The 26,826-nt window shown below is 66.1% G+C and carries 24 protein-coding genes, 3 tRNA genes and 1 pseudogene; 26 read left to right on the top strand and 2 right to left on the bottom strand.

The features are described 5' to 3' along the window. Positions 1-488: 488 nt before the first annotated feature. The 6 genes from PHLH3_RS21250 (at position 489) to argR (ending at position 5,814) form a co-directional block, all read left to right on the top strand. Entirely contained in the window at positions 489-1,271 is a 783-nt protein-coding gene (locus tag PHLH3_RS21250) for an ABC transporter substrate-binding protein (protein ID WP_021218460.1), read from the top strand. A 222-nt stretch (positions 1,272-1,493) separates the two neighbouring features. Beyond that, positions 1,494-2,183 carry an ABC transporter permease gene (locus tag PHLH3_RS21245; RefSeq protein WP_111261872.1) on the top strand — a complete coding sequence of 230 codons (690 nt, stop codon included), beginning with the start codon at positions 1,494-1,496 and terminating at the stop codon, positions 2,181-2,183. Positions 2,184-2,199: 16 nt separating this feature from the next. Next, positions 2,200-2,898, top strand: coding sequence for an ABC transporter permease (locus PHLH3_RS21240; protein ID WP_111261873.1), 699 nt, complete (start codon positions 2,200-2,202; stop codon positions 2,896-2,898). Positions 2,899-2,901: 3 nt separating this feature from the next. Continuing rightward, the gene (locus PHLH3_RS21235) at positions 2,902-4,014 is read left to right on the top strand and encodes a succinylglutamate desuccinylase/aspartoacylase family protein (RefSeq protein WP_213625679.1); all 1,113 of its coding nucleotides are present in this window, start codon (positions 2,902-2,904) and stop codon (positions 4,012-4,014) included. 24 nt (positions 4,015-4,038) lie between these two features. Then, the gene (locus PHLH3_RS21230; RefSeq protein ID WP_021218464.1) at positions 4,039-4,803 is read left to right on the top strand and encodes an ABC transporter ATP-binding protein; all 765 of its coding nucleotides are present in this window, start codon (positions 4,039-4,041) and stop codon (positions 4,801-4,803) included. 30 nt (positions 4,804-4,833) lie between these two features. Further along, on the top strand, positions 4,834-5,814 hold the full coding sequence (argR, locus tag PHLH3_RS21225; RefSeq protein WP_213625678.1) for a transcriptional regulator ArgR: 981 nt from the start codon (positions 4,834-4,836) through the stop codon (positions 5,812-5,814). A gap of 107 nt (positions 5,815-5,921) precedes the next feature. Here the strand turns inward: argR and PHLH3_RS21220 are convergent, their stop codons facing one another. Further along, the gene (locus PHLH3_RS21220) at positions 5,922-7,418 is read right to left on the bottom strand and encodes a PLP-dependent aminotransferase family protein (protein WP_213625677.1); all 1,497 of its coding nucleotides are present in this window, start codon (positions 7,416-7,418) and stop codon (positions 5,922-5,924) included. Between the two features lie 165 nt (positions 7,419-7,583). Between PHLH3_RS21220 and PHLH3_RS21215 the strand changes: the two genes are divergently transcribed. The 15 genes from PHLH3_RS21215 to PHLH3_RS21145 all read left to right on the top strand — a co-directional run bounded on the left by PHLH3_RS21215 (position 7,584) and on the right by PHLH3_RS21145 (position 22,145). Continuing rightward, positions 7,584-8,042, top strand: coding sequence for a GNAT family N-acetyltransferase (locus PHLH3_RS21215; RefSeq protein WP_213625676.1), 459 nt, complete (start codon positions 7,584-7,586; stop codon positions 8,040-8,042). A gap of 346 nt (positions 8,043-8,388) precedes the next feature. Then, positions 8,389-9,609, top strand: a complete 1,221-nt coding sequence (locus PHLH3_RS21210) for an aspartate aminotransferase family protein (protein ID WP_213625675.1) — start codon at positions 8,389-8,391, stop codon at positions 9,607-9,609. A gap of 148 nt (positions 9,610-9,757) precedes the next feature. Beyond that, complete coding sequence (gene aruF / locus PHLH3_RS21205) at positions 9,758-10,774, top strand: arginine/ornithine succinyltransferase subunit alpha (RefSeq protein WP_111261879.1); 1,017 nt, start codon at positions 9,758-9,760, stop codon at positions 10,772-10,774. A gap of 77 nt (positions 10,775-10,851) precedes the next feature. Continuing rightward, a complete protein-coding gene (astA, locus tag PHLH3_RS21200) occupies positions 10,852-11,877 on the top strand; it encodes an arginine N-succinyltransferase (protein WP_213625674.1) in 1,026 nt (341 codons plus the stop codon). Beyond that, a complete protein-coding gene (gene astD, locus PHLH3_RS21195; protein WP_213625673.1) occupies positions 11,874-13,337 on the top strand; it encodes a succinylglutamate-semialdehyde dehydrogenase in 1,464 nt (487 codons plus the stop codon). Before astA ends, astD begins: the two co-directional genes overlap by 4 nt. After that, complete coding sequence (gene astB / locus PHLH3_RS21190; RefSeq protein ID WP_213625672.1) at positions 13,334-14,680, top strand: N-succinylarginine dihydrolase; 1,347 nt, start codon at positions 13,334-13,336, stop codon at positions 14,678-14,680. Before astD ends, astB begins: the two co-directional genes overlap by 4 nt. A gap of 84 nt (positions 14,681-14,764) precedes the next feature. Then, positions 14,765-15,061: a hypothetical protein gene (locus PHLH3_RS21185; protein WP_021218473.1), complete on the top strand. Its 297-nt coding sequence runs from the start codon at positions 14,765-14,767 to the stop codon at positions 15,059-15,061. 10 nt (positions 15,062-15,071) lie between these two features. After that, positions 15,072-16,073: a succinylglutamate desuccinylase gene (astE, locus tag PHLH3_RS21180; RefSeq protein ID WP_213625671.1), complete on the top strand. Its 1,002-nt coding sequence runs from the start codon at positions 15,072-15,074 to the stop codon at positions 16,071-16,073. 127 nt (positions 16,074-16,200) lie between these two features. After that, positions 16,201-17,205 (top strand): low-specificity L-threonine aldolase, encoded by a 1,005-nt coding sequence (gene ltaE / locus PHLH3_RS21175; RefSeq protein ID WP_213625670.1) that lies wholly within the window; start codon positions 16,201-16,203, stop codon positions 17,203-17,205. A gap of 121 nt (positions 17,206-17,326) precedes the next feature. Further along, positions 17,327-19,948, top strand: coding sequence for an alanine--tRNA ligase (alaS, locus tag PHLH3_RS21170; protein WP_213625669.1), 2,622 nt, complete (start codon positions 17,327-17,329; stop codon positions 19,946-19,948). A gap of 101 nt (positions 19,949-20,049) precedes the next feature. After that, on the top strand, positions 20,050-21,285 hold the full coding sequence (locus tag PHLH3_RS21165; protein ID WP_111261886.1) for an aspartate kinase: 1,236 nt from the start codon (positions 20,050-20,052) through the stop codon (positions 21,283-21,285). A gap of 188 nt (positions 21,286-21,473) precedes the next feature. Continuing rightward, positions 21,474-21,659, top strand: a complete 186-nt coding sequence (gene csrA / locus PHLH3_RS21160) for a carbon storage regulator CsrA (protein WP_003283978.1) — start codon at positions 21,474-21,476, stop codon at positions 21,657-21,659. A 61-nt stretch (positions 21,660-21,720) separates the two neighbouring features. Further along, positions 21,721-21,811, top strand: a tRNA-Ser gene (locus tag PHLH3_RS21155). Positions 21,812-21,918: 107 nt separating this feature from the next. Next, a tRNA-Arg gene (locus PHLH3_RS21150) sits at positions 21,919-21,995 on the top strand. Between the two features lie 73 nt (positions 21,996-22,068). Further along, a tRNA-Arg gene (locus PHLH3_RS21145) sits at positions 22,069-22,145 on the top strand. 264 nt (positions 22,146-22,409) lie between these two features. On the opposite strand, the pseudogene PHLH3_RS21140 reads toward PHLH3_RS21145, so the two are convergent. Beyond that, positions 22,410-23,119 (bottom strand): annotated as a pseudogene (locus PHLH3_RS21140) (helix-turn-helix transcriptional regulator). A gap of 189 nt (positions 23,120-23,308) precedes the next feature. Between PHLH3_RS21140 and PHLH3_RS21135 the strand changes: the two are divergent. From PHLH3_RS21135 to PHLH3_RS21115, 5 genes are all read left to right on the top strand, one after another. Next, entirely contained in the window at positions 23,309-23,839 is a 531-nt protein-coding gene (locus PHLH3_RS21135; RefSeq protein ID WP_213625668.1) for a hypothetical protein, read from the top strand. 169 nt (positions 23,840-24,008) lie between these two features. After that, entirely contained in the window at positions 24,009-24,383 is a 375-nt protein-coding gene (locus tag PHLH3_RS21130; protein ID WP_111261889.1) for a putative holin, read from the top strand. Further along, positions 24,376-24,651, top strand: a complete 276-nt coding sequence (locus tag PHLH3_RS21125) for a phage holin family protein (RefSeq protein WP_213625667.1) — start codon at positions 24,376-24,378, stop codon at positions 24,649-24,651. Before PHLH3_RS21130 ends, PHLH3_RS21125 begins: the two co-directional genes overlap by 8 nt. Before the next feature lie 100 nt (positions 24,652-24,751). Continuing rightward, complete coding sequence (locus PHLH3_RS21120) at positions 24,752-25,285, top strand: hypothetical protein (RefSeq protein WP_213625666.1); 534 nt, start codon at positions 24,752-24,754, stop codon at positions 25,283-25,285. A gap of 1 nt (position 25,286) precedes the next feature. Continuing rightward, positions 25,287-26,786, top strand: a complete 1,500-nt coding sequence (locus tag PHLH3_RS21115; protein WP_213625665.1) for a DUF3383 domain-containing protein — start codon at positions 25,287-25,289, stop codon at positions 26,784-26,786. Positions 26,787-26,826 lie beyond the last annotated feature (40 nt).

Genomic DNA, 26,826 nt, shown 5'->3' with positions numbered 1-26,826 from the left:
AGCGACTGATTTATATCGGCGAAGCGACTTTATACGGAAAGGGGCGGGACCGACCGGTCAGGGTAACGCCGGGGTTGTTACGCGCCGCGCCGAAACGGGGCGAGTGGAAACACTTCGCCTCGAAACGGTGCGTGGAAATGGCTGTTCAGAAAATAAGAAAGAAGATGTAAGCCTTGTACTACAAGGGTTGGCGAATTTATGGCGCGGTAATTGCTTTTTCAATCGGTTGATTGTCTTTCTGCTCCTTGCATATTCATGAGGAGCTGTCAACCTCCCTCCCCGGGCCGTCCTGGCCTTTTGTAATTTGTTGTCGCATTGAAGAAATATCGACTTTAGGGCTGTCGCTAGAATGCCGCTCACCCGGCCAAGGCCATTTTCCCTGAGATCGATCAAGGTAAACCCGGCGCCTCTTTCTACAATTCATCGCAAGGCCTGGGCATACCCTCACTCTGCCAGCAGAAGCCATACCCATTCGTAGGAGTCAAAAGATGAAGAAGATCGCACTTCTCGGCGCCATGGCGCTTTCCCTGTTGTCGCCGCTGGCTGCTGTGGCCGATGAAGCCAAACCCCTGCGCATCGGTATCGAGGCGGCCTACCCGCCCTTCGCCTACAAGACTCCGGACGGCAAGATCACCGGCTTCGACTACGACATCGGCAACGCCCTGTGCGCCGAGATGAAGGTCGAGTGCAAGTGGATCGAGCAGGAGTTCGATGGCCTGATCCCGGCCCTCAAGGTGCGCAAGTTCGACGCCATCCTGTCGTCGATGACCATCACCGATGAGCGCAAGAAGTCCGTGGACTTCACCGGCAAGTACTACCAGACCCCGATCAAGCTGGCGATGAAGGCCGGCACCGTGATCAACGACCCGCTGGTCGACCTGAAAGGCAAGAAGGTCGGTGTGCAGCGCGCCAGCACCTACGACCGCTTCGCCACCGAGGTGTATGCACCGGCTGGTATCGAAGTGGTGCGCTACAGCTCGCAGAACGAAGTGTTCCTCGACATGACCTCCGGCCGCCTCGACGCGACCCTGGCCGATGCCGTGAACATCGATGACGGTTTCCTCAAGACCGAGGCTGGCAAGGGCTTCGCCCTGGTGGGCCCGGACTACACCGATCCGAAGTACTTCGGTGAGGGCGCCGGCATCGCCGTGCGCAAGGGCGACAAGGCCCTGGCCGACAAGATCACCGCCGCCATTGCCGCCATCCGCGCCAACGGCAAGTACAAGGAAGTGCAGGACAAGTACTTCCAGTTCGACGTGTACGGCAACTGATCGAGACTCCGAGTCACTGAGGCCCTGCCCGGTTTCTCGGTGCCTTGATACGGGTTGCCATTCCCCGGAAGTGGCACAACCAGGACGTTGAGGTCGCCAGCGAGCGACCGCAGCGCCGCGACGCCAGGCTCCACGGTTCGCGGCTAACCTGCAGGTTGTGCCACTTTTTCGTTGCAGCGGTGCTGTCCGGTTCCATCCGGGGCGCTGCATGAGGACCTGAACATGCTCAACGGCTACGGCTCGACCATTCTCGATGGTGCCTGGCTCACCCTTCTGCTGGCCCTGTCGTCCATGTCCATGGCCATCGTCCTGGGCCTGGTCGGCGCGGCGTTCCGCCTGTCGCCGGTGCGCTGGCTGGCGCTGCTGGGCGAGACCTATGCCACGGTGATCCGCGGCATTCCCGACCTGGTGCTGATCCTGCTGATCTTCTACGGCGGCCAGCAGGTGGTGAACATGGTCGCGCCCATGGTCGGCTACGAGGACTACATCGACCTCGACCCGTTCTGGTCCGGGGTCTTCACCCTGGGCTTCATCTTCGGTGCCTACCTGTCCGAGACCTTCCGTGGCGCCTTCATGGCCATCCCCAAGGGGCAGGGCGAAGCCGGCTTCGCCTACGGCATGAGCGGCCGCCAGGTGTTCTTCCGCGTGCTGGTGCCGCAGATGATCCGCCTGGCCATCCCCGGCTTCACCAACAACTGGCTGGTGCTGACCAAGGCCACCGCGCTGGTCTCGGTGGTCGGCCTGCAGGACATGATGTTCAAGGCCAAGAGCGCCGCGGACGCGACCCGCGAGCCCTTCACCTTCTACCTGGCCGTGGCCGCGCTCTACCTGGTGCTGACCAGCGTTTCCCTGCTGGCCCTGCGCTTCCTGGAAAAACGCTATTCCGCCGGCATCAAGGCCGCCGAGCTGTGATCAAGAGGGCGCACGCGTGATCTTCGACTACAACGTCATCCTGGAAAACCTGCCGCTCTACTTCGGTGGTGTGCTGGTCACCCTCAAGCTCCTGGCGATCTCCCTCGCCCTGGGCCTGCTGGCGGCCGTGCCCCTGGCGCTGATGCGGGTCTCCAAGCAGCCGGCGATCAACTTCCCGGCCTGGCTCTACACCTACGTCATCCGCGGCACCCCGATGCTGGTGCAGCTGTTCCTCATCTACTACGGCCTGGCGCAGTTCGCCTGGGTTCGCGAGAGCGCCCTGTGGCCCTACCTGTCCAACGCGACCTTCTGCGCCTGCCTGGCCTTCGCCATCAACACCAGCGCCTACACGGCCGAGATCCTCGCCGGCAGCATCCGCGCCACGCCCCACGGCGAGATCGAGGCGGCCAAGGCCATCGGCATGTCGCGGGCCAAGCTGTACCGCCGCATCCTGCTGCCCTCGGCCCTGCGCCGTGCGCTGCCGCAGTACAGCAACGAGGTGATCATGATGCTGCACACCACCAGCCTCGCCTCCATCGTCACCCTGATCGACATCACCGGCGCGGCGCGCACCGTGAACTCGCAGTACTACCTGCCGTTCGAGGCGTTCATCACCGCCGGCCTGTTCTACCTGTGCCTGACCTTCATCCTGGTGCGCCTGTTCAAGCTGGCCGAGCGCCGCTGGCTGGCCTACCTGGCCCCGCGCAAGGCCTGACCCATGCAGCGCATCGACCACCTCCTGCCCTGGGGCATTCCCGGCACCCGCCGCGAGCTGGCGGTCTTCCGTTTCGGCTCGGGCGAGCGCAAGGCCTATATCCAGGCCTCGTTGCACGCCGACGAGCTGCCGGGCATGCGCGTGGCGGTGGAGCTGAAGAAGCGCCTGGCCGAGCTGGAGGCCGAAGGGCGCCTGGCCGGTGTGATCGAGCTGGTGCCCGTGGCCAACCCCATCGGCCTCGGGCAGATGCTCCAGGCCAACCACCTGGGGCGTTTCGAGCTCGCCAGCGGCAAGAACTTCAACCGTGGCTTCGCCGACCTGGCCGAGCTGGTGGCACCGATGCTGGAGGGCCGCCTGGGCAGTGACGTGGCGGCCAACGTGCGGTCGATCCGCAACGCCATGCAGGTCGCCCTGGATGGCCTGGCGCCGGCCGCCTCCGAGCTCCAGGGCCTGCAGCGCCTGCTGCTGCGCCACGCCTGCGACGCCGATCTGGTGCTCGACCTGCATTGCGACTTCGATGCGGTGGTGCACCTCTACATGATTCCCCAGCAGGCGGAAGCCTTCCGCCCGCTGGCCGCGCGCCTGGGTGCCGGCGCCATGCTGGTGGCCGAGGATTCCGGCGGCAGTTCGTTCGACGAGGCCTGCTCCATGGCCTGGCTGCGCCTGCAGCGTCGCTTCCCCGATTGCGCCATTCCGCTGGCCGGCGTGGCGGCGACCGTGGAGCTGGGCGGCATGGCCGACACCGAGCGTGAGCGCGCCGAAGCCAGTTGCGAGGCCATCCTCGCTTTCCTCGCCGGGCAGGGACTGATCGGCGGCGACTGGCCGCCGGCCCCTGCGCCCGGTTGCGAGGTGACGCCCTTCGAGGGCGCCGAATACGCCTGTGCCCCCCATGCCGGGGTGGTGAGTTTCCTGCAGCCGGTGGGGGCGCTGGTCGAGGCGGGTGATCCGCTGTTCGAGGTGATCGACCCCTTGAGCGACCGCCACAGCGTGGTGCGTGCCTCCACCCGCGGCGTGCTGTACGTGCGCGAACGCCTGCGTTTCGCGCAGCCCGGACTGTGGCTGGCCAAGGTGGCCGGCCATGTACCCATTCGTCAGGGACGCTTGTTGAGCGACTGATCCATTCGCATCGAGACCGAGACCATGTACAAACTGGAAGTCCAAGACCTGCACAAGCGCTACGGCAGCCATGAAGTCCTCAAGGGCGTTTCCCTGGCGGCCAAGGCGGGCGATGTGATCAGCATCATCGGCTCGAGCGGCTCGGGCAAGAGCACCTTCCTGCGCTGCATCAACATGCTCGAGCAGCCCCATGGCGGCAAGATCCTGCTCAACGGCGAGGAGCTGAAGCTGGTGGCCAACCGCGATGGCGGCCTCAAGGCGGCCGAGCCCAAGCAGCTGCAGCGCATGCGCTCGCGCCTGGCGATGGTGTTCCAGCACTTCAACCTGTGGTCGCACATGAGCGCCCTGGAGAACGTCATCGAGGCGCCCGTGCATGTGCTCGGCGTGCCGAAGAAGGAAGCCATCGAGAAGGCCGAGCACTACCTGGCCAAGGTGGGCGTCGCCCATCGCAAGGACGCCTACCCGGCGCACATGTCCGGCGGCGAGCAGCAGCGTGTGGCCATCGCCCGTGCGCTGGCGGTGGAGCCCGAGGTGATGCTGTTCGACGAGCCCACGTCCGCGCTCGACCCCGAGCTGGTGGGCGAGGTGCTCAAGGTGATGAAGGACCTGGCCACCGAAGGCCGCACCATGGTGGTGGTGACCCACGAGATGGGCTTCGCCCGCGAGGTCTCCAACCAGCTGATCTTCCTGCACAAGGGTGTGGTCGAGGAGACCGGTTGCCCGCGCGAAGTGTTGGCCAATCCGCAATCCGAGCGCCTCAAGCAGTTCCTCTCGGGGAGCCTGAAGTAATTAATGCCAACTGCGGCTAAGCTGCCTGCCATGACTGCCCATCGAATCGGTTTTCTCCTCTGGCCCGGCACCAAGGCCATGACCCTGGCGCTGGCCGAGGAAGCACTTCGTGTCGCCCAGAGGCTGCACCCCGAAGTGGTCTACGAGCTGCATTTCCTCCAGGCCGAGGCGCCCTCCGAGGGTGCCTGGCGCCTGCCCGGCGAGGCCTGGACCGGCCGGCTCGAAGGGCTTACCCGCCTGTTCCTGCTGGCTGACGAGCCGCCCGCGCCGATGTCCGCCGCGCTGTCGGGGGCGATCAAGCAACTGGTGCGTGCCGGCTGCGTGATCGGCGGCCTGTCGGCGGGGGTCTATCCGCTGGCCCAGCTCGGCTTGCTCGACGGTTACCGCGCGGCGGTGCACTGGCGCTGGCAGGACGACTTCACCGAGCGCTTCCCCAAGGTCATCGCCACCAGCCACCTGTTCGACTGGGACCGTGATCGCCTCAGCGCCTGTGGCGGCCTTTCGGTCCTCGACCTGCTGCTGGCGGTGCTGGCGCGCGATCACGGCGCCGAGCTGGCGGGCGCGGTCTCCGAGGAGCTGGTGGTGGAGCGCATCCGCGAGGGCGGCGAGCGCCAGCGCATCCCGCTGCAGAACCGCCTCGGCTCCAGCCACCCGAAGCTCACCCAGGCGGTGTTGCTGATGGAGGCCAACATCGAGGAGCCGCTGACCACCGACGAGATCGCCCAGCACGTATGCGTGTCGCGTCGCCAGCTGGAGCGCATCTTCAAGCAGTACCTCAACCGGGTGCCCAGCCAGTACTACCTGGAGCTGCGCCTGAACAAGGCCCGGCAGATGCTGATGCAGACCAGCAAGTCGATCATCCAGATCGGCCTGTCCTGCGGCTTCTCCTCCGGCCCGCACTTCTCCAGCGCCTACCGCAACTTCTTCGGCGTCACGCCCCGCGAAGACCGCAACCAGCGGCGCAGCGGCGGCCCCTTCGACAACCAGCCGGCACTCGCCGAGCGCGGTTGAGCACGAGCACCGGGTGGGCGTCGTGCCTGCCTGGTGTTCGTCCTTTCCCCTTTCTTCGCTCACCCTGATGCATCGGCCTGTTGGGCCGCGCTGCGCTTGGCGCCAACCTACGAGAACTCAGGTGCGGCGGGGGGGAGCAGGCAGCGTTCCAGCGTGGTGACCGCGCGCTTGAGTTCTTCCGGGGTGTAGGCCGCGAAGCCCATGAGGAAGCCCGGCTGCGCCGGGCGTTCGACATAGAGCCCGCTCAGCCCCAGCAGGTCGATGCCCGCGTGGCGCGCAGCGGCGACGGCGGTGGCTTCGGGCAGGTCCCCGGTGAGCAGGCAGGGCATTTGCAGCCCTCCGGCCGGAACGCGGGGTTCGATCACCGCGCTCAGTCTCTTTTCCAGCAGCTCCGCGAGGAGGGCCAGGCGCTCGGCATAGAGGGTGCGCATGCCGCGGACGTAGGCGCCGAAGTGCCCGCCGCTGATGAAGCGCGCCAGTGTCAGCTGGGCGATGGAGGCGGTATGGCCGTCCTGCAGGGAGCGGGCGGTGGTCATGGGTTCCACCAGGGCCGGCGGCAGCACCAGGTAGCCGATGCGCAGCCCCGGGAACAGCGACTTGGTGAAAGTACCGATGTAGAGCGTCCGCTCGTGCGCGTCCAGGCCCTGGACGCAGGCGGTGGGCCGGCCCGCGTAGTGGAACTCGCTGTCGTAGTCGTCCTCGATGATCCAGACCCGTTCCCGCTTGGCCCATTCGATCAGTGCCAGGCGTCGTTCTAGGGACAGGGTCGCGCCGGACGGAAACTGGTGGGAGGGCGTCAGGTACACTGCCCGGGCGGGGTGCGGGTGGGTCAGGAGCCGGTCGACCTGCAGGCCGTTCGCGTCGACGGGGACGGCCTGGCAAACCAGGCCCGCCGCCTCGAAGGCCTTGCGCGCACCGTAGTACACCGGGTCTTCGACGAAGATCCGCTCGCCCGCGTCCAGCAGCACCTTGGCGCACAGCCCCAGCGCCTGCTGCGAGCTGGTGAGCACCAGCACCTGGTCCGCCGTGGTGCGGGCGCCGCGCTCCAGGTTGACGTAGTCGGCGATGGCGCGGCGAAGCGGCTCCAGCCCCTGGGGGTCGCCATGCAGCAGGGCCTTCGAGCCGTATTCCTTGAGCGCCTGGCGTTGCAGGCGCTCCCATGTCTGCAGGGGGAATGTGCGCGTCTCGGGCACGCCGTGGGCGAACGGACGGGGCGCGAGGTGTTCGCGCACGCCGCCCTGGCGCGCCATGGCCTGGCCGCGCTGGCTGAGGCCGGCCCCATCCTCCGACGCCTTGCGCGCACGGCGGGCAGGCCTGCCGGGTGACAGCCGGGTGGCCTCGGCGACGAAGCTGCCACTGCCGACGCGGCGCTCGATGAAGCCTTCGGCATGCAGCTGGCCGTAGGCGGCCTCGATGGTGTCGCGGGAAACGCCGAGGGAGCTGGCCAGCTGGCGTGAGGCGGGCAGCGGCGTGCCCGACGCCAGGGCGCCGTCCAGTATCAGTTGGCGGAGGGTGCGCTGGATCCGCGCGTGCAGGGGCAGGGGGCGAAGTTCCGGATGGGCCAGGCGGGCCTTGACCGATTCCAGCAGGGCGTTCTTGAACAATTGGTCTGCTCTTGATGCATTCATTGGCGGGGATAATCCGGCCAATGGGGCGCTATAAAACCGTTCTGGTCAAGCCTGGCAGGGCCGGCGCAGAGGGCGCCGGCTCCGGTGGTTGACCTGCGGTTCCGGGGGAGAGGCCCGCCGGATCAAGACAGGAGCATTTCCATGACAGCTGTGCAGCAACTCATATCGGTACGCCCCGTGGTGGCGGAGGACTTCGAGAAATGGGCCGGGTACTGGGACAAGTACCAGGCGTTCTATGCCGTGGACCTGGGCGCGGAGACCACCCGGGCGACCTGGGCGCGGTTCTTCGATGGCGACGAGCCGGTCCATTGCGCCGTCGCCACGGACGGTGAGCGCATCCATGGCTTCGTCCATTTCGTCTTCCACCGCTCGACCTGGGCGTTGAACGACTTCTGCTACCTGGAGGATCTCTACGTATCGCCCAGCGTGCGTGGCCAGAAGATCGGCAAGGCGCTCATCGAGTACGTGCAGGGGCAGGCCCGGGAAAAGCAGTGCGACAGGCTGTACTGGCACACCCAGGAAACCAACACGACCGCCCAGCGGCTGTATGACTGGATCGCCGAGCGGCCGGGCGTGATCGAGTACCGGATGGCGCTCTAGCGGCCGGAAGGTCCCCGTCGCGGAGCCCGCTCGGGCTCCGCGCCACGGGTCTGCGCAAGCAGCCCTTGCGAGTAAGCCGGAACCGTCCGGTTCCGGCAGTTGCCGATCGCCATTCGCGTCGCCCTCCAAGCCCCGCCGGTCATCCGCTGACCGATGCGCTGCGCCTCGTGCGTCCCGTGGCGATCCGCGTTTAAACTGCGCCTTCCCGAAGCTTTCTGTCGCATTTCCGAAAGCCTCGGATTTTCGCGGGTTGGCGCTGTAAGAAGTTGTCGCTTGGCGGCAATGCCAACCCCGAATCTGTCCCTACAATCCTTTCATCACTAGCCGTCCATGGCAGGAGAAACTGATGTCCGTTGAGCATGCGCAGGTCGAGCGCGCCGATTTCGATCAGGTGATGGTTCCCAACTACGCACCCGCCGCCTTCATTCCCGTCCGTGGCGAGGGTTCGCGAGTCTGGGACCAGAGTGGCCGCGAACTGATCGATTTCGCCGGCGGTATCGCCGTGAACTCCCTCGGCCATGCTCACCCGGCGCTGGTCAAGGCGCTGACCGACCAGGCCAACAAGATCTGGCACGTCTCCAACGTCTTCACCAACGAGCCGGCCCTGCGCCTGGCCAAGAAGCTGGTGGCCGCCACCTTCGCCGAGCGCGTGTTCCTCGCCAACTCCGGCGCCGAGGCCAACGAGGCCGCGTTCAAGCTGGCCCGTCGCTACGCCCATGACGTCTATGGCCCGCAGAAGCACGAGATCATCTCGGCCACCAACAGCTTCCACGGCCGCACCCTGTTCACCGTGACCGTCGGTGGCCAGCCCAAGTATTCCGACGGCTTCGGCCCCAAGGTGGAGGGCATCACCCATGTGCCCTTCAATGACCTGGACGCGCTGAAGGCCGCCATCTCCGACAAGACCTGCGCCGTGGTGCTCGAGCCCGTGCAGGGCGAAGGCGGCGTGCTGCCGGCCACCCAGGCCTACCTGGAAGGCGCGCGCAAGCTGTGCGACGAGCACAACGCGCTGCTGGTGTTCGACGAAGTGCAGAGCGGCATGGGCCGCAGCGGCAAGCTGTTCGCCTACCAGAACTACGGCGTCACCCCGGACATCCTCTCCAGCGCCAAGAGCCTGGGCGGCGGCTTCCCCATCGGCGCCATGCTGACCACCACCGAGATCGCCAAGCACCTGGTGGTGGGCACCCACGGCACCACCTACGGCGGCAACCCGCTGGCCAGTGCCGTGGCCGAGGCCGTGCTGGACGTGATCAACACCCCGGAAGTGCTCAGCGGCATCAACGCCAAGCACGACCGCTTCAAGACCCGCCTCGAGGCGATCGGCCGGAAGTACGGCATCTTCACCGAAGTGCGTGGCCTCGGCCTGTTGATCGGTGCGGCCCTGTCTGATGCCTGGAAGGGCAAGGCCAAGGACGTGCTCAACGCCGCCGAGAAGGAATCGGTGATGGTGCTGCAGGCCGGCCCGGACGTGGTGCGTTTCGCGCCCAGCCTGGTGATCCCGGATGCCGACATCGACGAGGGCCTGGATCGCTTCGAGCGCGCCGTGGCCAAGCTGACCCAGGCCTGAGGCCAGGGCGATACGCGGCACAGGGCTGTGCCGCGGTTCCGATTCCAGGGATGAACGTTTTTCATGCGTGATCGGCGGCCGTTGGTCGTCGTTTTCTCCGGCCGACCGTGCATGGGTTGTCCGGAGCCTTTATTGAAGGAGTGACACCATGCTGGTGATGCGCCCCGCGCAAATGGCCGACCTTGCCGATGTTCAGCGCCTGGCTGCGGACAGCCCCGTTGGTGTCACTTCGCTGCCGGACGACGCCGAGCGCCTCGGCGAGAAGATCGCTGCCTCGGAAGCCTCGTTCGCCGCCGAAGTCAGCTTCAACGGCGAGGAGAGCTATTTCTTCGTCCTCGAAGACACCGAGACCGGCCGCCTGGTCGGCTGCTCGGCCATCGTCGCCTCGGCGGGCTTCTCCGAGCCCTTCTACAGCTTCCGCAACGAGACCTTCGTCCACGCCTCGCGCGAGCTGAAGATCCACAACAAGATCCACGTCCTCTCGCTGTGCCACGACCTCACCGGCAACAGCCTGCTGACCAGCTTCTACGTGCAGCGCGAGCTGGTGGGCACCGCCAGCGCCGAGCTCAACTCCCGGGCGCGCCTGATGTTCATGGCCAGCCACCCGGAGCGCTTTGCCGATGCGGTGGTGGTGGAGATCGTCGGCTACAGCGACGACGAGGGCGAGTCGCCGTTCTGGAACGCCGTGGGCCGCAACTTCTTCGACCTGAACTACATCGAGGCGGAGCGCCTGTCGGGCCTGAAGAGCCGCACCTTCCTCGCCGAGCTGATGCCCAACTACCCCATCTACGTGCCGCTGCTGCCGGACGAGGCCCAGGAATCCATGGGCCAGGTGCACCCGCGCGCGCAGATCACCTTCGACATCCTGATGCGCGAAGGCTTCGAGACCGACAACTACATCGACATCTTCGATGGCGGCCCGACCCTGCACGCACGCACCTCCGGCATCCGCTCCATCGCCCAGAGCCGTGTCGTGCCGGTGCGCATCGGCGAGCAGCAGAAGGGGGGCCGCCAGTACCTGGTGAGCAACGGCCTGCTGCAGGACTTCCGTGCCCTGGTGGCCGACCTCGACTGGGTGCCCGGCAAGCCGGTGGAACTCAGCCTGGAGATCGCCGAAGCCCTCGGTGTGGGTGAAGGCGCCAGCGTGCGCCTGGTAGCGATTTAAACCGAAGCGCCAAGCGGGGGCCCTGCCGCCCGACTTGCAGCTTGCCGCTTGAAGCTTGCAGCTCTAACGGAGTCTCTATGATCGTTCGTCCCGTACGCAGCGCCGACCTGCCTGCCCTGATCGACCTGGCGCGCAGCACCGGTGCCGGCCTCACCACCCTTCCGGCCAACGAGGAGCGCCTGGCGCATCGCGTGGGCTGGGCGGAGAAGGCCTTCAGCGGCCAAGCCGAGCGGGGTGATGCGGACTACCTGTTCGTACTCGAGGACGACGACGGCAAGGTGGTGGGCATCTCCGCCGTGGCCGGCGCCGTCGGCCTGCGCGAGCCCTGGTACAACTACCGTGTCGGGCTCACCGTCAGCGCCTCGCAGGAGCTGAACATCCACCGGCAGATCCCCACCCTGTTCCTGGCCAACGACCTGACCGGCAACTCCGAGCTGTGCTCGCTGTTCCTGCACGCCGGCTACCGCACCGGCCTCAACGGCCGCCTGCTGTCCAAGGCACGCTTCCTGTTCATCGCCGAGTTCCCCGAGCTGTTCGGCGACAAGGTGATCGCCGAGATGCGCGGCATGTCCGACGAGCACGGTGTCTCGCCGTTCTGGGAGAGCCTGGGCCGGCATTTCTTCAAGATGGAATTCTCCCGCGCGGACTACCTCACCGGCGTCGGCAACAAGGCCTTCATCGCCGAGCTGATGCCCAAGTTCCCGCTCTACACCTGCTTCCTCTCCGAGGCGGCGCGCGATGTCATCGGCCGCGTGCACGCCGACACCGAGCCGGCGCTGGCCATGCTCAAGGGCGAGGGCTTCAGCTTCCAGGGCTACGTCGACATCTTCGACGCCGGCCCGGCCATCGAATGCCAGACCGCGAAGATCCGTGCCGTGCAGGACAGCCAGGCGCTGGTGCTGGCCGTGGGCACGCCGGGCGACGATGCCACGCCGTACCTGATCCACAACCGCAAGCGCGAGGATTGCCGCATCACCGCCGCCCCGGCCCGCCTGGCCGCCGGCACCCTGGTGGTCGATGCCGATACCGCCAAGCGCCTGAAACTCTCGGCTGGCGCTTCGGTCCGCGCCGTGCCGCTGTCGGCCAAGGAGTCCGTCAAATGAGCACCCATTACATCGCAGGCGCCTGGCAGGCCGGGCAGGGCGAGGCCTTCGACTCGCTGAACCCGGTCACCCAGGAATCCGTATGGAGCGGCCAGGGCGCCAGCGCCGAGCAGGTCGAAGCCGCCGTGGCCGCCGCCCGCGCCGCTTTCCCGGCCTGGGCCCGTCTGAGCCTGGATGCGCGCATCGCCGTTCTCGAGCGCTTCGCCGCCACCCTCAAGACCCGCGCCGACGAGCTGGCCCGCTGCATCGGCGAGGAGACCGGCAAGCCCTTGTGGGAGTCGGCCACCGAGGTGACCACCATGGTCAACAAGGTCGCCATCTCCATCCAGAGCTACCGCGAGCGCACCGGCGAGAAGAGCGGCCCGCTGGTCGACGCCACGGCCGTGCTGCGCCACAAGCCCCACGGCGTGGTCGCCGTGTTCGGCCCCTACAACTTCCCCGGCCACCTGCCAAACGGCCACATCGTGCCCGCGCTGCTGGCCGGCAATGCCGTGGTGTTCAAGCCCAGCGAGCTGACCCCCAAGGTGGCCGAGCTGACGGTCAAGTGCTGGATCGAGGCGGGCCTGCCCGCCGGCGTGCTCAACCTGGTGCAGGGCGCCCGCGAGACCGGCATCGCCCTGGCCGCGAGCGCCGGCATCGACGGCCTGTTCTTCACCGGCTCAAGCCGCACCGGCAACCTGCTGCACCAGCAGTTCGCCGGCCGCCCGGACAAGATCCTGGCGCTGGAGATGGGTGGCAACAACCCGCTGGTGGTGGACGAGGTGGCCGATGTCGACGCGGCCGTCTACACCATCATCCAGTCCGCCTTCATCTCCGCCGGCCAGCGCTGCACCTGCGCCCGCCGCCTGCTGGTGCCGGTCGGCGCCTGGGGCGACGCGCTGCTGGCGCGCCTGGTGGCGGTGGCGGCGAGCATCCAGGTCGGTGCCTTCGACGCCCAGCCGGCACCCTTCATGGGCTCGGTGATCTCCCTGGACGCCGCGCGCCACCTGCTCAAGGCCCAGGAGCACCTGATCGCCCAGGGCGCCACGGCGCTGCTGGCCATGTCCCAGCCGCTGGAGACCGCCGCGCTGCTGACCCCCGGCATCCTCGACGTCACCGCCGTGGCCGAGCGCCCGGACGAAGAGTTCTTCGGCCCGCTGCTGCAGGTGATCCGCTACGCCGATTTCGACGCTGCCGTGGCCGAGGCCAACGCCACCCAGTACGGCCTGGCCGCCGGCCTGCTCTCGGACTCCCGCGAGCTGTACCAGCGCTTCTTCATCGAGAGCCGCGCCGGCATCGTCAACTGGAACAAACAACTGACCGGGGCCGCGAGCAGCGCACCCTTCGGGGGCATCGGCGCGTCGGGCAACCACCGCGCCAGCGCCTACTACGCCGCTGACTACTGCGCCTACCCGGTCGCCTCGCTGGAAAGCGAAACCCTTGCCCTGCCTGCAACCCTGACGCCTGGAGTCAGCCTATGAGCGCCCATGAAGTGAACTTCGACGGTCTGGTCGGCCCGACCCACAACTACGGCGGCCTGTCCTACGGCAACGTGGCGTCGCAGAGCAACAGCCAGGCCGTCTCCAGCCCGAAGGAAGCCGCCCTGCAGGGCCTGGCGAAGATGAAGGCGCTGATGGAGATGGGCTTCCAGCAGGGCGTGCTCGCCCCGCAGGAGCGCCCCAACGTCGCTGCGCTGCGCAGCCTCGGCTTCGCCGGGACCGACGCCCAGGTGATCGAGAAGGCCGCCCGTGACGCCATGCCGCTGCTGGCCGCCTGCAGTTCGGCATCGAGCATGTGGACCGCCAACGCCTGCACCGTCAGCCCCAGCGCCGATACCGCGGACGGCCGCGTGCACTTCACCGCGGCCAACCTCAACTGCAAGTTCCACCGCAGCATCGAGCACCCCACCACCAGCCGCGTGCTGGGGGCGATGTTCGCCGACGAGCGCCACTTCGCCCACCACGCCGCGCTGCCGGCGGTGGCGCAGTTCGGTGACGAAGGTGCGGCCAACCACACCCGTTTCTGCAAGGGCTATGGCGAGGCCGGCGTGGAGTTCTTCGTGTTCGGCCGCAGCGCCTTCGACAGCCGCTTCCCGGCGCCCTCGCGCTACCCGGCGCGGCAGACCCTGGAGGCCAGCCAGGCCGTCGCGCGCCTGCATGGGCTGAGCGAGGCCGGCGTGGTCTACGCCCAGCAGAACCCGGCGGTGATCGACCAGGGCGTGTTCCACAACGACGTGATCGCGGTGGGCAATGGCGAGGTGCTGTTCCACCACGAGGACGCCTTCCTCGATACCGACAAGGTGCTGGCCGAGTTGCACGACAAGCTGGGCCGCGTCGGTGGCCGCTTCCAGGCCGTGTGCGTACCGCGTGCGGCGGTGACGGTGGAGGACGCCGTGCGTTCCTACCTGTTCAACAGCCAGCTGCTCAGCCGCGCCGATGGCAGCATGCTGCTGATCGTCCCGGAGGAGTGCCGCAACAACGCGCGGGTGTGGAGCTACCTGCAGACCCTCACCGCCGAGGACGGCCCGATCCGCGAGGTGAAGGTCTTCGACCTCAAGCAGAGCATGCAGAACGGCGGCGGCCCGGCATGCCTGCGCCTGCGCGTGGCGCTCAAGGACAACGAACTGGCAGCGGTCAACCAGGGCGTCATCCTCACCCCCTCGCTCTACGACACCCTGACCGCCTGGGTGGAGAAGCACTACCGCGACCGCCTGAGCGAAACCGACCTGGCTGATCCACAATTGCTCACCGAATGCCGCACGGCATTGGATGAGCTGACGCAGATCCTTAAACTGGGCGCCGTTTATCCGTTTCAACTGAATTGAGCGGCAAGCGCCAAGCGACAAGCTTCAAGTAGAAGCCGCCGCCTACACTTGCCGCTTGTCGCTTACGACTTGGAGCTTTATTAAATGTCCGACGCCCTGCAACTCATCCTCGAAGACACCGACGGTACCCAGCTCGAAACCTCCTGCACCCGCTTCGCGGTGATGTGGCAGGGCAAGGAGGTCTGGATCCAGACCGCCGGCAACGGCCAGCTGCTGATCGGTGTCGATGTCGAGGAAGGCGATACCGAGTACGCCAACCTGCTGCTGCGCCCGCTGGCGACCAACCTGGTCAGCCTGCAGCTGGAGATGGAGCCGGCCGATGCCGGTGATGACGACGAGGACGGGCATGTGCATGGCCCGGACTGCAACCACGATCATTGAGGACGCGCGGATGTTGGCCCTTGGCAAACTGCTTGAACTGACCCTGGCCGGCCGCGAGCCGACCGAGAAGATTCAACTGACCGCCGAGGGCGCCCGCCTGCACTGGCTGGGCGAGGGGGCCCTGGAAGTCACCCCGCCCGTCCATGCCGACAATGGCATGGACCTGCTGCTCTCCGCCGGCATCCATGGCAACGAGACGGCGCCGATCGAGCTGCTCGACCGCCTGCTGCAGGGTGTCGCCCGGGGCGAGCTCAAGCCCCGCTCGCGCATTCTCTTCCTGCTCGGCAACCCCGAGGCCATGCGTCGCGGCGAACGCTATGTCGAGCAGGACATCAACCGCCTGTTCAATGGCCGCCACGAGCAGACCAGCGGCTTCGAGGCCATGCGCGCCAACGAGCTGGAGCGCCTGGCCGCGGCGTTCTTCATCAAGCCGGGCCGTACCCGCCTGCATTACGACCTGCACACCGCCATCCGGGGCTCGAAGATCGAGCAGTTCGCCCTCTACCCGTACAAGGAAGGGCGCGAGCACTCCCGTCGCGAGCTGGCGCGCCTGGGTGCCGCCGGCATCGAGGCGGTGCTGCTGCAGAACAAGACCGGCATCACCTTCAGCTCCTACACCTATGCCAGCCTGGACGCCGAGGCGTTCACCCTGGAGCTGGGCAAGGCGCGCCCGTTCGGCCAGAACGGCCAGGTCAACCTCGACCTGCTGGAGGCGCGTCTGCGCCTGCTGGTGGAGGGCGCGGAACCGGAAGGCGAGGGCGAGGACCTCGGCCCATTGCAGCTGTTCGCCGTTTCCCGCGAGGTGATCAAGCACAGCGATGCCTTCCAGCTGCACCTGCCGACGGACATCGAGAACTTCAGCGAGCTGCCGGTCGGCTACCTGCTGGCCGACGACATCGCCGGCACCCGCTGGGTGATCGAGGAGGAGGGCGCGCGCATCATCTTCCCCAATCCGAAGGTGAAGAACGGCCTGCGCGCCGGCATCCTCATCGTTCCCGCCGAGGTCGACTGATCCAATGCGCGTCTCGTTCCCGGGCTGATGCCCGGGCTACGGCTTGCCGAAGGACGTTTCGCTCCCCCTTGCTCCTCCCGCCGCGCTCCTTTAGGGTCGTTCCCTTACCCAGCCAAGGAGCCCCGAGATGGCCGTCATAGACCTGCGCAGCGATACCGTCACCCAACCCACGCCCGGCATGCGCGATGCCATGCAGGCGGCGCCGCTGGGTGATGACGTCTATGGCGAAGACCCCACCGTCAACCGCCTGGAGGCCACGCTCGCCGAGCGCCTGGGCTTCGAGGCCGCGCTCTTCGTGCCCACCGGCACCATGAGCAACCTGCTGGGGCTGATGGCCCATTGCGAACGCGGCGACGAATACATCGTCGGCCAGCAGGCCCACACCTATAAGTACGAGGGCGGTGGTGCGGCGGTGCTCGGGTCGATCCAGCCGCAGCCCATCGATGGTGAAGCGGATGGCTCCCTCGACCTGGCGAAGGTCGAGGCGGCGATCAAGCAGGACGATTTCCACTTCGCCCGCACCCGCCTGCTGGCGCTGGAGAACACCATGCAGGGCAAGGTCCTGCCCCTGGAATACCTGGCGGCGGCCCGCGAGATGACCCGCCGTCGCGGCCTGGCGCTGCACCTGGACGGCGCCCGCCTGTACAACGCGGCGGTGAAGCAGGGCGTGGATGCCCGCGAGATCACCCGTCACTTCGATTCGGTTTCGGTGTGCCTGTCCAAGGGCCTGGGCGCCCCGATCGGCTCGGTGCTCTGTGGCAGCGCGGCACTGATCGCCAAGGCCCGGCGCCTGCGCAAGATGGTCGGTGGCGGCATGCGCCAGGCCGGGTTGCTGGCCGCAGCCGGCCTCTACGCCCTGGATCACCAGGTGCAGCGCCTGGCGGACGACCATGCCAACGCCGCGCGCCTGGGCGCCGGGTTGGCCGAACTGGGCTACGGCGTGGAGCCGGTGCAGAGCAACATGGTCTATGTTGATCTGGGCTCGCAGGCGCCGGCGCTCAAGGCGTTCATGGCCGAGCGGGGCATCCTCCTCAGTGCGGCGCCGCGCCTGCGCATGGTCACCCACCTGGACGTCGACGCCGCCGGCATCGAGCGGGTTATCGAGGCGTTCGCCGAGTTTCGTCGCAGCTGATTACCCGATAGCGTTCGATAGTCGCTTTCTATCGCATAAAGGCACTATCCCGCAGGCACAGGGCCTATATAATGCGGCCCTTTGCCGGCGATTCGTGGCCGCAGTTTCCGTGGAAGAACCTATGAAAAGCGCTCAAATCCGTGAAGCCTTCCTGAGCTTCTTCGAAGAGAAGGGGCACACCCGTGTGGCCTCCAGCTCCCTGATCCCGGGCAACGACCCGACCCTGCTGTTCACCAACGCCGGCATGAACCAGTTCAAGGACTGCTTCCTCGGCCTGGAAAAGCGCGCCTACACCCGTGCCACCACCAGCCAGAAGTGCGTACGCGCCGGCGGCAAGCACAACGACCTGGACAATGTCGGCTACACCGCGCGCCACCACACATTCTTCGAGATGCTGGGCAACTTCAGCTTCGGCGACTATTTCAAGCGTGACGCCATCACCTACGCCTGGGAATTTTTGACCTCGGACAAGTGGCTGAACCTGCCCAAGGAGAAGCTCTGGGTCACGGTCTACGCCAGCGACGACGAGGCCTACGACATCTGGACCCAGGAAGTCGGCGTCCCCGCCGAGCGCATGGTCCGCATCGGCGACAACAAGGGCGCGCCGTACGCCTCCGACAATTTCTGGGCGATGGGCGACACCGGCCCCTGCGGCCCCTGCACCGAGATCTTCTACGATCACGGCCCGGACATCTGGGGCGGCCCGCCCGGTTCCCCGGAAGAGGACGGCGACCGCTACATCGAGATCTGGAACAACGTCTTCATGCAGTTCAACCGCACTGCGGACGGCGTGATGCACCCGCTGCCGGCACCGAGCGTGGACACCGGCATGGGCCTGGAGCGCGTCAGCGCCGTGCTGCAGCACGTGAACTCGAACTACGAGATCGACCTGTTCCAGAGCCTGTTGAACGCCGCGGCCAAGGCCATCGGTTGCGCCAACGAAGGCCAGGCTTCGCTGAAGGTGGTCGCCGACCACATCCGTTCCTGCTCCTTCCTGATCGCCGACGGCGTACTGCCGTCCAACGAAGGCCGTGGCTACGTGCTGCGCCGCATCATCCGCCGCGCCTGCCGCCACGGTAACAAGCTGGGCGCGAAGGGTACCTTCTTCCACCAGATCGTCGCCGCGCTGGTTGGCGAGATGGGCGACGCCTTCCCCGAGCTCAAGCAGCAACAGGAACACATCGAGCGCGTGCTCAAGACCGAGGAAGAGCAGTTCGCCAAGACCCTGGAGAATGGCCTGAAGATCCTCGAGCAGGATCTGGCCGGCCTCTCCGGCAGCGTCATCCCGGGCGATGTGGTGTTCAAGTTGTACGATACCTACGGCTTCCCTGCGGACCTGACCGCCGACATCGCCCGCGAACGCGAGCTGACCATCGACGAGGAAGGCTTCGAGCGCGAGATGGAGAAGCAGCGCGAGCTCTCCCGTGCCTCCAGTGCCTTCGGCATGGACTACAACAGCCTGGTCAAGGTCGAGGGCGAGACCCGCTTCCTCGGCTACCAGGGGCATTCCGGCTCCGGCCAGATCGTCGCGCTGTTCAAGGACGGCCAGGCGGTCGACAGCCTGAAGGAAGGCGAGGAGGGCGTCGTTGTCCTCGACCAGACCCCGTTCTACGCCGAGTCCGGTGGCCAGGTCGGTGACTGCGGCTACCTGGAAGGCGCCGGCGTGCGCTTCGACGTGCGCGACACCACCAAGGCCGGCGGTGCCTTCCTGCACCACGGCGTGGTCGCCCAGGGCAGCCTGAGCGCCGGCGCTTCGGTCAAGGCCGAAGTGGCAGGTGACGTACGGCAGGCCACCGCGCTCAACCACTCGGCCACCCACCTGCTGCACGCTGCGCTGCGCCAGGTGCTGGGCGAGCACGTACAACAGAAGGGCTCCCTGGTGGACAGCCAGCGCCTGCGTTTCGACTTCAGCCATTTCGAGGCGATCAAGCCCGAGCAACTGAAGGCGCTGGAAGACATCGTCAACGCCGAGATCCGCAAGAACAGCGCGGTCGATACCGAGGAAACCGATATCGAGACCGCCAAGGCCAAGGGCGCCATGGCGCTGTTTGGCGAGAAGTACGGTGACCAGGTGCGCGTGCTGAGCATGGGCGACGGCTTCTCCGTCGAGCTGTGCGGCGGTACCCACGTGTCCCGCACCGGCGACATCGGCCTGTTCAAGATCACCAGCGAAGGCGGCGTGGCCGCCGGCGTGCGTCGCATCGAGGCGGTGACCGGTGCGGCAGCGCTGGCCTACCTGAACGGCGCCGAGGAGCAGCTCAAGGAAGCGGCCGGCCTGGTCAAGGGCAGTCGCGACAACCTGCTGGACAAGCTCTCCGCCCTGCTGGAGCGCAACCGCCAGCTGGAGAAGGAGCTGGACCAGCTCAAGGCCAAGGCGGCCAGCGCTGCCGGCAACGACCTCGCGGCTTCGGCCGTCGACGTCAAGGGTGTGAAGGTCCTGGCTGCACGCCTGGACCTGGACGGCGACGCGCTGCTGGCGCTGGTCGACCAGTTGAAGAACAAGCTCGGCCGCGCGGTGATCCTGCTCGGCGGCGCGCTGGAGGGCAAGGTGACACTGGTCGCCGGTGTCACCCAGGACCTGACCGGCCAACTCAAGGCCGGCGATCTGATGAAGCAGGCCGCGGCTGCGGTCGGCGGCAAGGGTGGTGGTCGTCCTGACATGGCCCGTGGCGGCGGTACCGACGCCGCGGCCCTGGAGCAGGCCCTGGCCCTGGCCGTACCGTTCGTCGAGCAGGGTTTGTAAGACCCCGCCGCCAACGGCCCGCCCCACGCCCGGCGGGCCTTGGCAGTGTTCTGCGTTGATTGTTTAATGGGCGCCCTTCACGGGATTAGGCGGCTTTTGAAATGGCTTTGATCGTACAGAAGTTTGGGGGGACCTCGGTCGGCACCGTCGAGCGCATCGAGCAGGTGGCCGAGAAGGTCAAGAAATTCCGCGAAGGCGGCGACGACATCGTGGTGGTGGTTTCCGCCATGAGCGGCGAGACCAACCGTCTCATCGACCTGGCCAAGCAGATCAGCGATAAGCCGGTGCCGCGCGAACTGGACGTGATGGTTTCCACCGGCGAGCAGGTGACCATTGCCCTGCTGGCCATGGCGCTGATCAAGCGCGGTGTGCCGGCGGTTTCCTATACCGGCAACCAGGTGCGCATCCTCACCGACAGCGCGCACAACAAGGCCCGCATCCTGCAGATCGACGACCAGAAGATCCGCAGCGACCTCAAGGCGGGTCGCGTGGTCGTGGTCGCCGGCTTCCAGGGCGTGGACGAGCACGGCAACATCACCACCCTCGGCCGTGGCGGCTCCGACACCACCGGCGTGGCCCTGGCGGCGGCGCTGAAGGCCGATGAGTGCCAGATCTATACCGATGTAGATGGCGTCTACACCACCGATCCGCGCGTCGTGCCCCAGGCCAAGCGCCTGGACAAGATCACCTTCGAGGAGATGCTGGAAATGGCCAGCCTCGGTTCCAAGGTGCTGCAGATCCGTTCGGTGGAGTTCGCCGGCAAGTACAACGTCCCGCTGCGCGTGCTGCACAGCTTCCAGGAGGGTCCGGGCACCCTCATTACCCTTGATGAAGAGGAATCCATGGAACAGCCGATCATCTCCGGCATCGCCTTCAATCGCGACGAAGCCAAGCTGACCATCCGTGGCGTACCGGATACTCCCGGCGTTGCCTTCAAGATCCTCGGGCCGATCAGCGCTGCCAATATCGAAGTGGACATGATCGTGCAGAACGTCGCGCACGATAACACCACCGATTTCACCTTCACCGTGCACCGCAACGACTACCAGAACGCGCTGCAGGTGCTGGAGCAGACCGCTCGCGAGATCGGCGCCCGTGAAGTCAGCGGCGACACCAAGATCGCCAAGGTCTCCATCGTCGGTGTCGGCATGCGCTCCCACGCAGGCGTCGCCAGCCGCATGTTCGAAGCCCTGGCCAAGGAAACCATCAATATCCAGATGATCTCGACTTCCGAGATCAAGGTGTCCGTGGTGATCGAGGAGAAGTACCTCGAGCTGGCCGTGCGCGCCCTCCATACCGCCTTCGAGCTCGACGCACCCGCCCGACAGGGCGAGTGAGGCATATAACGAAAGGCGCGGCTCACCCCGCGCCTTTTGTCGTTTTTGGTCAGTACTGTTGGAACTTTCCTTTTGCCAGTGCTGGTCAATACTTGGGTGGAGGCCCCTTGATAACGCATGGGGTCGATACCATTTCTTTTTTGCAGACTGTTTTTGTCCCTGAACATTAAATCCGTGAGGAGAAAGGAATGCTGATTCTGACTCGCCGGGTCGGAGAGACCCTGATGGTGGGTGACGACGTCACTGTCACCGTGTTAGGCGTGAAAGGTAATCAGGTGCGCATTGGCGTCAACGCCCCGAAGGAGGTAGCCGTGCACCGTGAAGAGATTTACCAGCGCATACAGAAAGAGAAAGACCAGGAACCAAGCCACTAATTTTTCTGCATTTTTTGCTTTGCAAACGGGGAAAACATGGATATCATGCGCCCCGTGTTGCGGAGAGGTGGCCGAGTGGCCGAAGGCGCTCCCCTGCTAAGGGAGTACACCTCAAAAGGGTGTCGGGGGTTCGAATCCCCCCTTCTCCGCCATTATTAAGCGTTATAGAGATGTCAGCGGTTAGTTCGGTAAGTTGTTGAAAGTTATCGAAAAAGCAGTTGACGAAGGTTTGAGATTCTCTATAATGCGCGCCCTACACGCACTCATAGCTCAGCTGGATAGAGTACCCGGCTACGAACCGGGCGGTCGGAGGTTCGAATCCTCCTGAGTGCGCCATATAGGATGCGACGATCAAGGTCGGCGCATCGGGCAGTAAACCAGTGGTGATCTGGTCTAAAACCACCGAAACGCACTCATAGCTCAGCTGGATAGAGTACCCGGCTACGAACCGGGCGGTCGGAGGTTCGAATCCTCCTGAGTGCGCCATACAAGAGAAGGGCCTGCAGCAATGCAGGCCCTTTTTCTTTGTGTCTGAAAAAGGGCTGGCAATGATCCGCGGTCGGGTCGGATGATCTGGCAGCTGCAAGCTGCAAGCTGCAAGCTGCAAGCTGCAAGCCGAAAGCTACAAACCCTCCCTCCTCTCGGTCTCCAGGGCTCTCTGGGGCACGTTGCTGCGTGGGCTGATGGGGCAGGGCCCGGTAATGAAAAAAGCCCGGCATTCGCCGGGCTTTGCGTAAGAGGGAGGGGGGCTCAGAGCAGCACGGAGTACCAGAACACCCGGCCGATGATGTTGATGTGCTCGTTGGCTTCGCTGGCCTCGTAGCGTTCGTCGGGGTGCTCGTCGCTGTTGAAGCTGCGCACGCGCAGGCCGCCCCCGGGAGGCGGTAGAGCAGCTTCACGCGCAGCTGGCCGTCATGGTCGAAGGCGTACATGTCGCCATCCTTGATGGTGCGTGCGCTGGTGTCGACGCCCACGGTGCTGCCGTCGGGCAGGACGGGCTCCATGCTGTTGCCGTTTACCGTCACGCAGGCCGCGCTGGCGGCATCAATGTTCTTCTTGCGCAGCGAGTATTTGCCGAAGCGCAGCTTGCGGCCGGTGGTCTGCAGCACGACCGTGCTGCCCTTGCCGCCGGACAGCTCCACCTCCTTGTAGAAGGGCAGCTCGATCTCGTCGGCATCCAGTGGCGTGTCGTCGTCCCAGGACTCCACGCCGCCGAACCAGTCCGCATTGCCAGGTTGTCGATTCATCCGGCCCTCCAGCATCTCTCCACGGCCTTCCGCGAGCCAGCGTGGGCTGACGCCGCAGATGGTGGCGATCTGGGTGGCGAAGCTGGTCGCGCGCGATTTGCCGCGTTCCAGGTCGGATATAGAGGTCTGTGTCATGCCGGCTGCGCTTGCGAGCTGTACCTGGCTCAGGTTGGCGTGCTTGCGGGCGGCCTTGATGCGGTCTTTGAGTTCCATGGGCGCAGAATAAGGGCGGACCTATGTCAATGCAAGTGCATAAATATAGATACTCCTATATAATTGGCACCAGAATTCGGCTGTCCCGCAGCGGCGCATCGAGTCCCAAGGCGACTCGGCGAGCGGCGGAGCGGGGCGGCTTTCATCGTTCAGCCGGCCAGGGGTCGGCCCATGGGAAGGGAAAATACAATGTTCCAGACTACAGAACAGGCGCTGGCGGTTGCTTACTGGATGGCTGAGCACAAGGCCGGCCCGCGTTCGTCGACGGCGATGGCCATCGACGTGCTGCGCGAACGTTTCGATACCAGCTTCGTCAGCAAGCTGCCCAGCGGCTTGAGCCCGCACGAGTGGCAGGCGCAGTCGGTGATGACCATCCGCTTCGCCCAGCGCCTGCTGGCCGAACACCCGCTGGAACTGGCGGTGGTGCAGGCCGAGTACGCGCATGGCCGTGATTTCGTGGTGGCGATCGCCGCCCTGCGCGACTGGCTTCGCCCGCAGGCGGACTCGGCCGAACAGCGTGCTGCCCTCGCACTGTTGATGCGCATGTTCCGTCGCCCGCCGCACAGCATCCGCGAGGTCGAGCGGCTCACCGGCCTGTCCAGGAGCACCCTGCATCGCTGGGACCAGGACTGGCGCACCAAGGTTGCCGGCAAGCTGCGTGATGCCGTGGCGCGCCTGGAAGCACCCATGTCCAGCGCGGGGATCGTGATTGCACATTGAGGAGGAAAAATTTCTTTTAAAAAATGGCTTTTCCCATATTGACGATATGGGACGCTAAAGGTAAGATAGCTCCAAGATCGAAATCAAACCAACTGAAGCCCGCACATCGCGGGCTTCGGCGTTTCTGGGCCTGGCGAAAACCGCACGGCCTTCAAGAAAGGAGTCTCCCATGACCGAGCCAAGTATTGCGGTCGCCATGGCAGGCGGGGTGGCTGGCGCCGGTGTCGCGATGATCGTGCCCGGTGTCGATGGCAATGCACTGATCGGCGGCTTCGGCGGCGCGATCTTCTTCGTAGTGTTCGCCCGTGACTATCAACCGCTTACCCGTGTGGGCTACCTGCTGGTGTCCTGGGTCGGCGGTTACTACACCGCCGTCGAGGCGGTCAGTCGCGGTATTTCGCAGACCAGCGGGGCGGTCGCCTTCGTCGCCGCGACGCTCTGCGTGACGGCGGGCGTCGGCCTGCTGGAATGGATGCGCGGCGGTCAGCTGCCGTCCTGGTTGCGGACGATCCTGCGGCGCGGAGCGGGAGGCAAGGATGGATGATCCATTGGCCACCGGCACCCTCGTGGTCTGCGCGGCGATCTGCTTGCGACTGCTGACCTACCGGCGGCGTGGCTCACGCTTCCGCCCCGGCGTTTCACTCTGCGCCTACCTGTTGGCGCTCTGCACGGGCTGCCAGGCGCTGACCATCGCCATCGGGCGCTACCAGGGCGAGCACCTCTCGCCCTGGATGCTCGGCGTCCTGCTGATCCTGCTGTTCCTGGTGCTCCGGGCCCGCGGCAATCTCGCGCGGATCCTGCACCTGGGCTGATCGCCCTCAGTTTCCAATCTATCCACCGCGACCCGAGAGGCAGCGGCGCGCATCCCTGCGCGTCGCTCGCCGGGTCGCGACCATCCACCAGGAGGACTCAATGACCATCACCGCCACGCGGCTGGATGTCGCCGCCCTGCGCGAGGCCTTGCGCGGCCTGCTCGAACTGCCGGTCGGCGCGCTGATCGCGGCGGACCAGGCAGCTGCACCGCCGTCCGGCCTCTACGCCAGCCTGCGTGAAACGCAGTCGGCGGAACAGGGCAAGTCCCGCCGCGAGTTCAATGGCAACAACGAACGGGAAACCGTCGTCACCAGCTGCGAGACCACCTTCGGCCTCGTCGGCTTCGGTACCGGCGCCCTCGACCTGATCCACGACGCCCGCTCGGTGTTGCAGTCGAGCCTCGCCCAGGACCGCTTGCGGCGCCTCGGTGTCGCGCTGCTGCGCCTGGCGCCGATCGAAAACCTTTCCAGCGTCGAGGCGGGCGTCGCCCGGGAACAGGCGCGCCTCGACCTCGTCCTCGGCCACGACCACCGCGTGACCCTGGAACAGAAACACATCGCTTCCTCGGTGGTGACCGCCCACACCGATACGGGCCTCACCGCCACCCTTACAGTGAATCCAACGGAGACCTGATATGTCCCTTCCGCTTTCGCAGATCGTAAACGTACAACTCAACGTGCAGCCGGTATCCACCCCGCGCCGCGACTTCGGCCAACTGGCCCTGTTCACCCCCGAGGCCGGCAACGTCTTCATCGACGCGTCGACCCTGTACATCAGCTGCGCCGGCCAGGCCGAAGTGGAGGCCGCCTTCGGCAGCTCCTCGCAGACCGCCATCGCCGCCCGCGCCTTCTTCGCCCAGAGCCCGCGACCCAAGCAACTGCTGGTGGCGCGCTGGCTGAAGTCGACCCGCAACGTGCCGGCGGTCAAGGCCGCCATCAACGGCACCCCGCTGCTGGCCACCCTCGACCAGCTGAAGGCGGTGAGCGCCGGCCAGCTGTCCATCACCGTCGACGGTGTGCGCCAGGACGTCACCGGCCTGAACTTCAGCGCCGCCGCCGACTTCGCCGCCATCGCCGCGCTGATCGACGCCAAGCTGACCGCCCAGGCCGTCAGCTGCCGTTACGACGCCGTCGCCAACCGCTTCATCCTCGACGCCGATGTCGCCGGCGCCGCCAAGGCCATCGGCTTCGCCCAGGACCTCGGCGCCACCGGCACCTACCTCGGCGGCCTGCTGCGCCTGGAGAACGGCATGGCGCAGAAGATCGCCGGTGCCGATGCCCTGGTGCTCGCCGCGCAGTCCCTGCCGCAGGCCTTCGCCGCGCTGCTCGACGCCAACGCCGGCTGGTACGCCGCCACCGTCGCCGCATCCCTGACCGACGACGAGATCGAGCAGGCCTCCGCCTGGGTACTGGCCGCCGACAAGAAGGTCTTCGGCGTCACCACCCAGAACCCGAGCCACCTGGAGAACGTCGCCAGCAACCCCTTCAAGCGCCTGGTGGAACGCCAGAGCCATCGCACCGTCGCGGTCTTCGACAAGAACGACCCCTATGCGGTGAACAGCTGGCTGGCCCGTGCGCTGTCGGTGAACTTCGCCGCCAACAACTCCACCCTGACCATGAAGTTCAAGCAGCTGCCCGGCATCAGCGCGGACAACCTGACCCTCACCGAGGCCGACAAGTGCCGCAAGCTGGGCCTGAACTTCTACACCTACTTCGACGAGTCGGCGATGGTCGCCGAAGGCACCGTCATCGGCGGTCGCTTCTTCGATGAAGTGCACATCCTCGACTGGTATGTCGATGCCGTGCAGAAGGAAGTCTTCGCCACCCTGTACCGCTCCCCGGGCAAGGTGCCGCTGACCGACGCGGGCGTGGCCCGCCTGCTCGCCTCGGTGCGCAAGGTCTGCCGCGAAGGCGTGAACAACGGCGCCTTCGCCCCCGGCGTATGGAACGGCGACCCCTTCGGCAACCTCGTCAGCGGCGAGCGCCTCGACGAAGGCTTCTACGTCTGGGCCGACAGCGTCGACAACCTGTCCACCTCCGACCGCGAGCAGCGCAAGGCGCCGCCGATCCAGGTGGCCCTGAAGATGGCCGGCGCCGTGCACTCGGTGGACGTGCTGGTCAACTTCGATCGCTGATCGCTTCGCCAACCCATTTTTCGGCCCCTTCGACGGGGCC

The sequence above is a fragment of the Pseudomonas sp. Pc102 genome (assembly GCF_018408275.1).
Lineage (GTDB): Bacteria > Pseudomonadota > Gammaproteobacteria > Pseudomonadales > Pseudomonadaceae > Metapseudomonas > Metapseudomonas tohonis.
The sequence above is the reverse complement of the archived record's forward strand: the minus strand, read 5'-3'. Positions and strand labels throughout refer to the sequence as shown.

What these genes read in the sequence shown, in the direction of transcription:
- csrA (WP_003283978.1), top strand. Translation starts at nt 21,474, where the DNA reads ATGCTGATTCTGACTCGCCGGGTCGGAGAGACCCTGATGGTGGGTGAC.
- PHLH3_RS21215 (WP_213625676.1), top strand. Translation starts at nt 7,584, where the DNA reads ATGACAGCTGTGCAGCAACTCATATCGGTACGCCCCGTGGTGGCGGAG.
- aruF (WP_111261879.1), top strand. Translation starts at nt 9,758, where the DNA reads ATGCTGGTGATGCGCCCCGCGCAAATGGCCGACCTTGCCGATGTTCAG.
- PHLH3_RS21235 (WP_213625679.1), top strand. Translation starts at nt 2,902, where the DNA reads ATGCAGCGCATCGACCACCTCCTGCCCTGGGGCATTCCCGGCACCCGC.
- PHLH3_RS21120 (WP_213625666.1), top strand. Translation starts at nt 24,752, where the DNA reads ATGACCATCACCGCCACGCGGCTGGATGTCGCCGCCCTGCGCGAGGCC.
- astE (WP_213625671.1), top strand. Translation starts at nt 15,072, where the DNA reads ATGTTGGCCCTTGGCAAACTGCTTGAACTGACCCTGGCCGGCCGCGAG.
- astB (WP_213625672.1), top strand. Translation starts at nt 13,334, where the DNA reads ATGAGCGCCCATGAAGTGAACTTCGACGGTCTGGTCGGCCCGACCCAC.
- PHLH3_RS21210 (WP_213625675.1), top strand. Translation starts at nt 8,389, where the DNA reads ATGTCCGTTGAGCATGCGCAGGTCGAGCGCGCCGATTTCGATCAGGTG.
- PHLH3_RS21115 (WP_213625665.1), top strand. Translation starts at nt 25,287, where the DNA reads ATGTCCCTTCCGCTTTCGCAGATCGTAAACGTACAACTCAACGTGCAG.
- alaS (WP_213625669.1), top strand. Translation starts at nt 17,327, where the DNA reads ATGAAAAGCGCTCAAATCCGTGAAGCCTTCCTGAGCTTCTTCGAAGAG.
- PHLH3_RS21230 (WP_021218464.1), top strand. Translation starts at nt 4,039, where the DNA reads ATGTACAAACTGGAAGTCCAAGACCTGCACAAGCGCTACGGCAGCCAT.
- PHLH3_RS21250 (WP_021218460.1), top strand. Translation starts at nt 489, where the DNA reads ATGAAGAAGATCGCACTTCTCGGCGCCATGGCGCTTTCCCTGTTGTCG.
- PHLH3_RS21125 (WP_213625667.1), top strand. Translation starts at nt 24,376, where the DNA reads ATGGATGATCCATTGGCCACCGGCACCCTCGTGGTCTGCGCGGCGATC.
- PHLH3_RS21130 (WP_111261889.1), top strand. Translation starts at nt 24,009, where the DNA reads ATGACCGAGCCAAGTATTGCGGTCGCCATGGCAGGCGGGGTGGCTGGC.
- PHLH3_RS21245 (WP_111261872.1), top strand. Translation starts at nt 1,494, where the DNA reads ATGCTCAACGGCTACGGCTCGACCATTCTCGATGGTGCCTGGCTCACC.
- PHLH3_RS21165 (WP_111261886.1), top strand. Translation starts at nt 20,050, where the DNA reads ATGGCTTTGATCGTACAGAAGTTTGGGGGGACCTCGGTCGGCACCGTC.
- PHLH3_RS21135 (WP_213625668.1), top strand. Translation starts at nt 23,309, where the DNA reads ATGTTCCAGACTACAGAACAGGCGCTGGCGGTTGCTTACTGGATGGCT.
- argR (WP_213625678.1), top strand. Translation starts at nt 4,834, where the DNA reads ATGACTGCCCATCGAATCGGTTTTCTCCTCTGGCCCGGCACCAAGGCC.
- astA (WP_213625674.1), top strand. Translation starts at nt 10,852, where the DNA reads ATGATCGTTCGTCCCGTACGCAGCGCCGACCTGCCTGCCCTGATCGAC.
- ltaE (WP_213625670.1), top strand. Translation starts at nt 16,201, where the DNA reads ATGGCCGTCATAGACCTGCGCAGCGATACCGTCACCCAACCCACGCCC.
- astD (WP_213625673.1), top strand. Translation starts at nt 11,874, where the DNA reads ATGAGCACCCATTACATCGCAGGCGCCTGGCAGGCCGGGCAGGGCGAG.
- PHLH3_RS21185 (WP_021218473.1), top strand. Translation starts at nt 14,765, where the DNA reads ATGTCCGACGCCCTGCAACTCATCCTCGAAGACACCGACGGTACCCAG.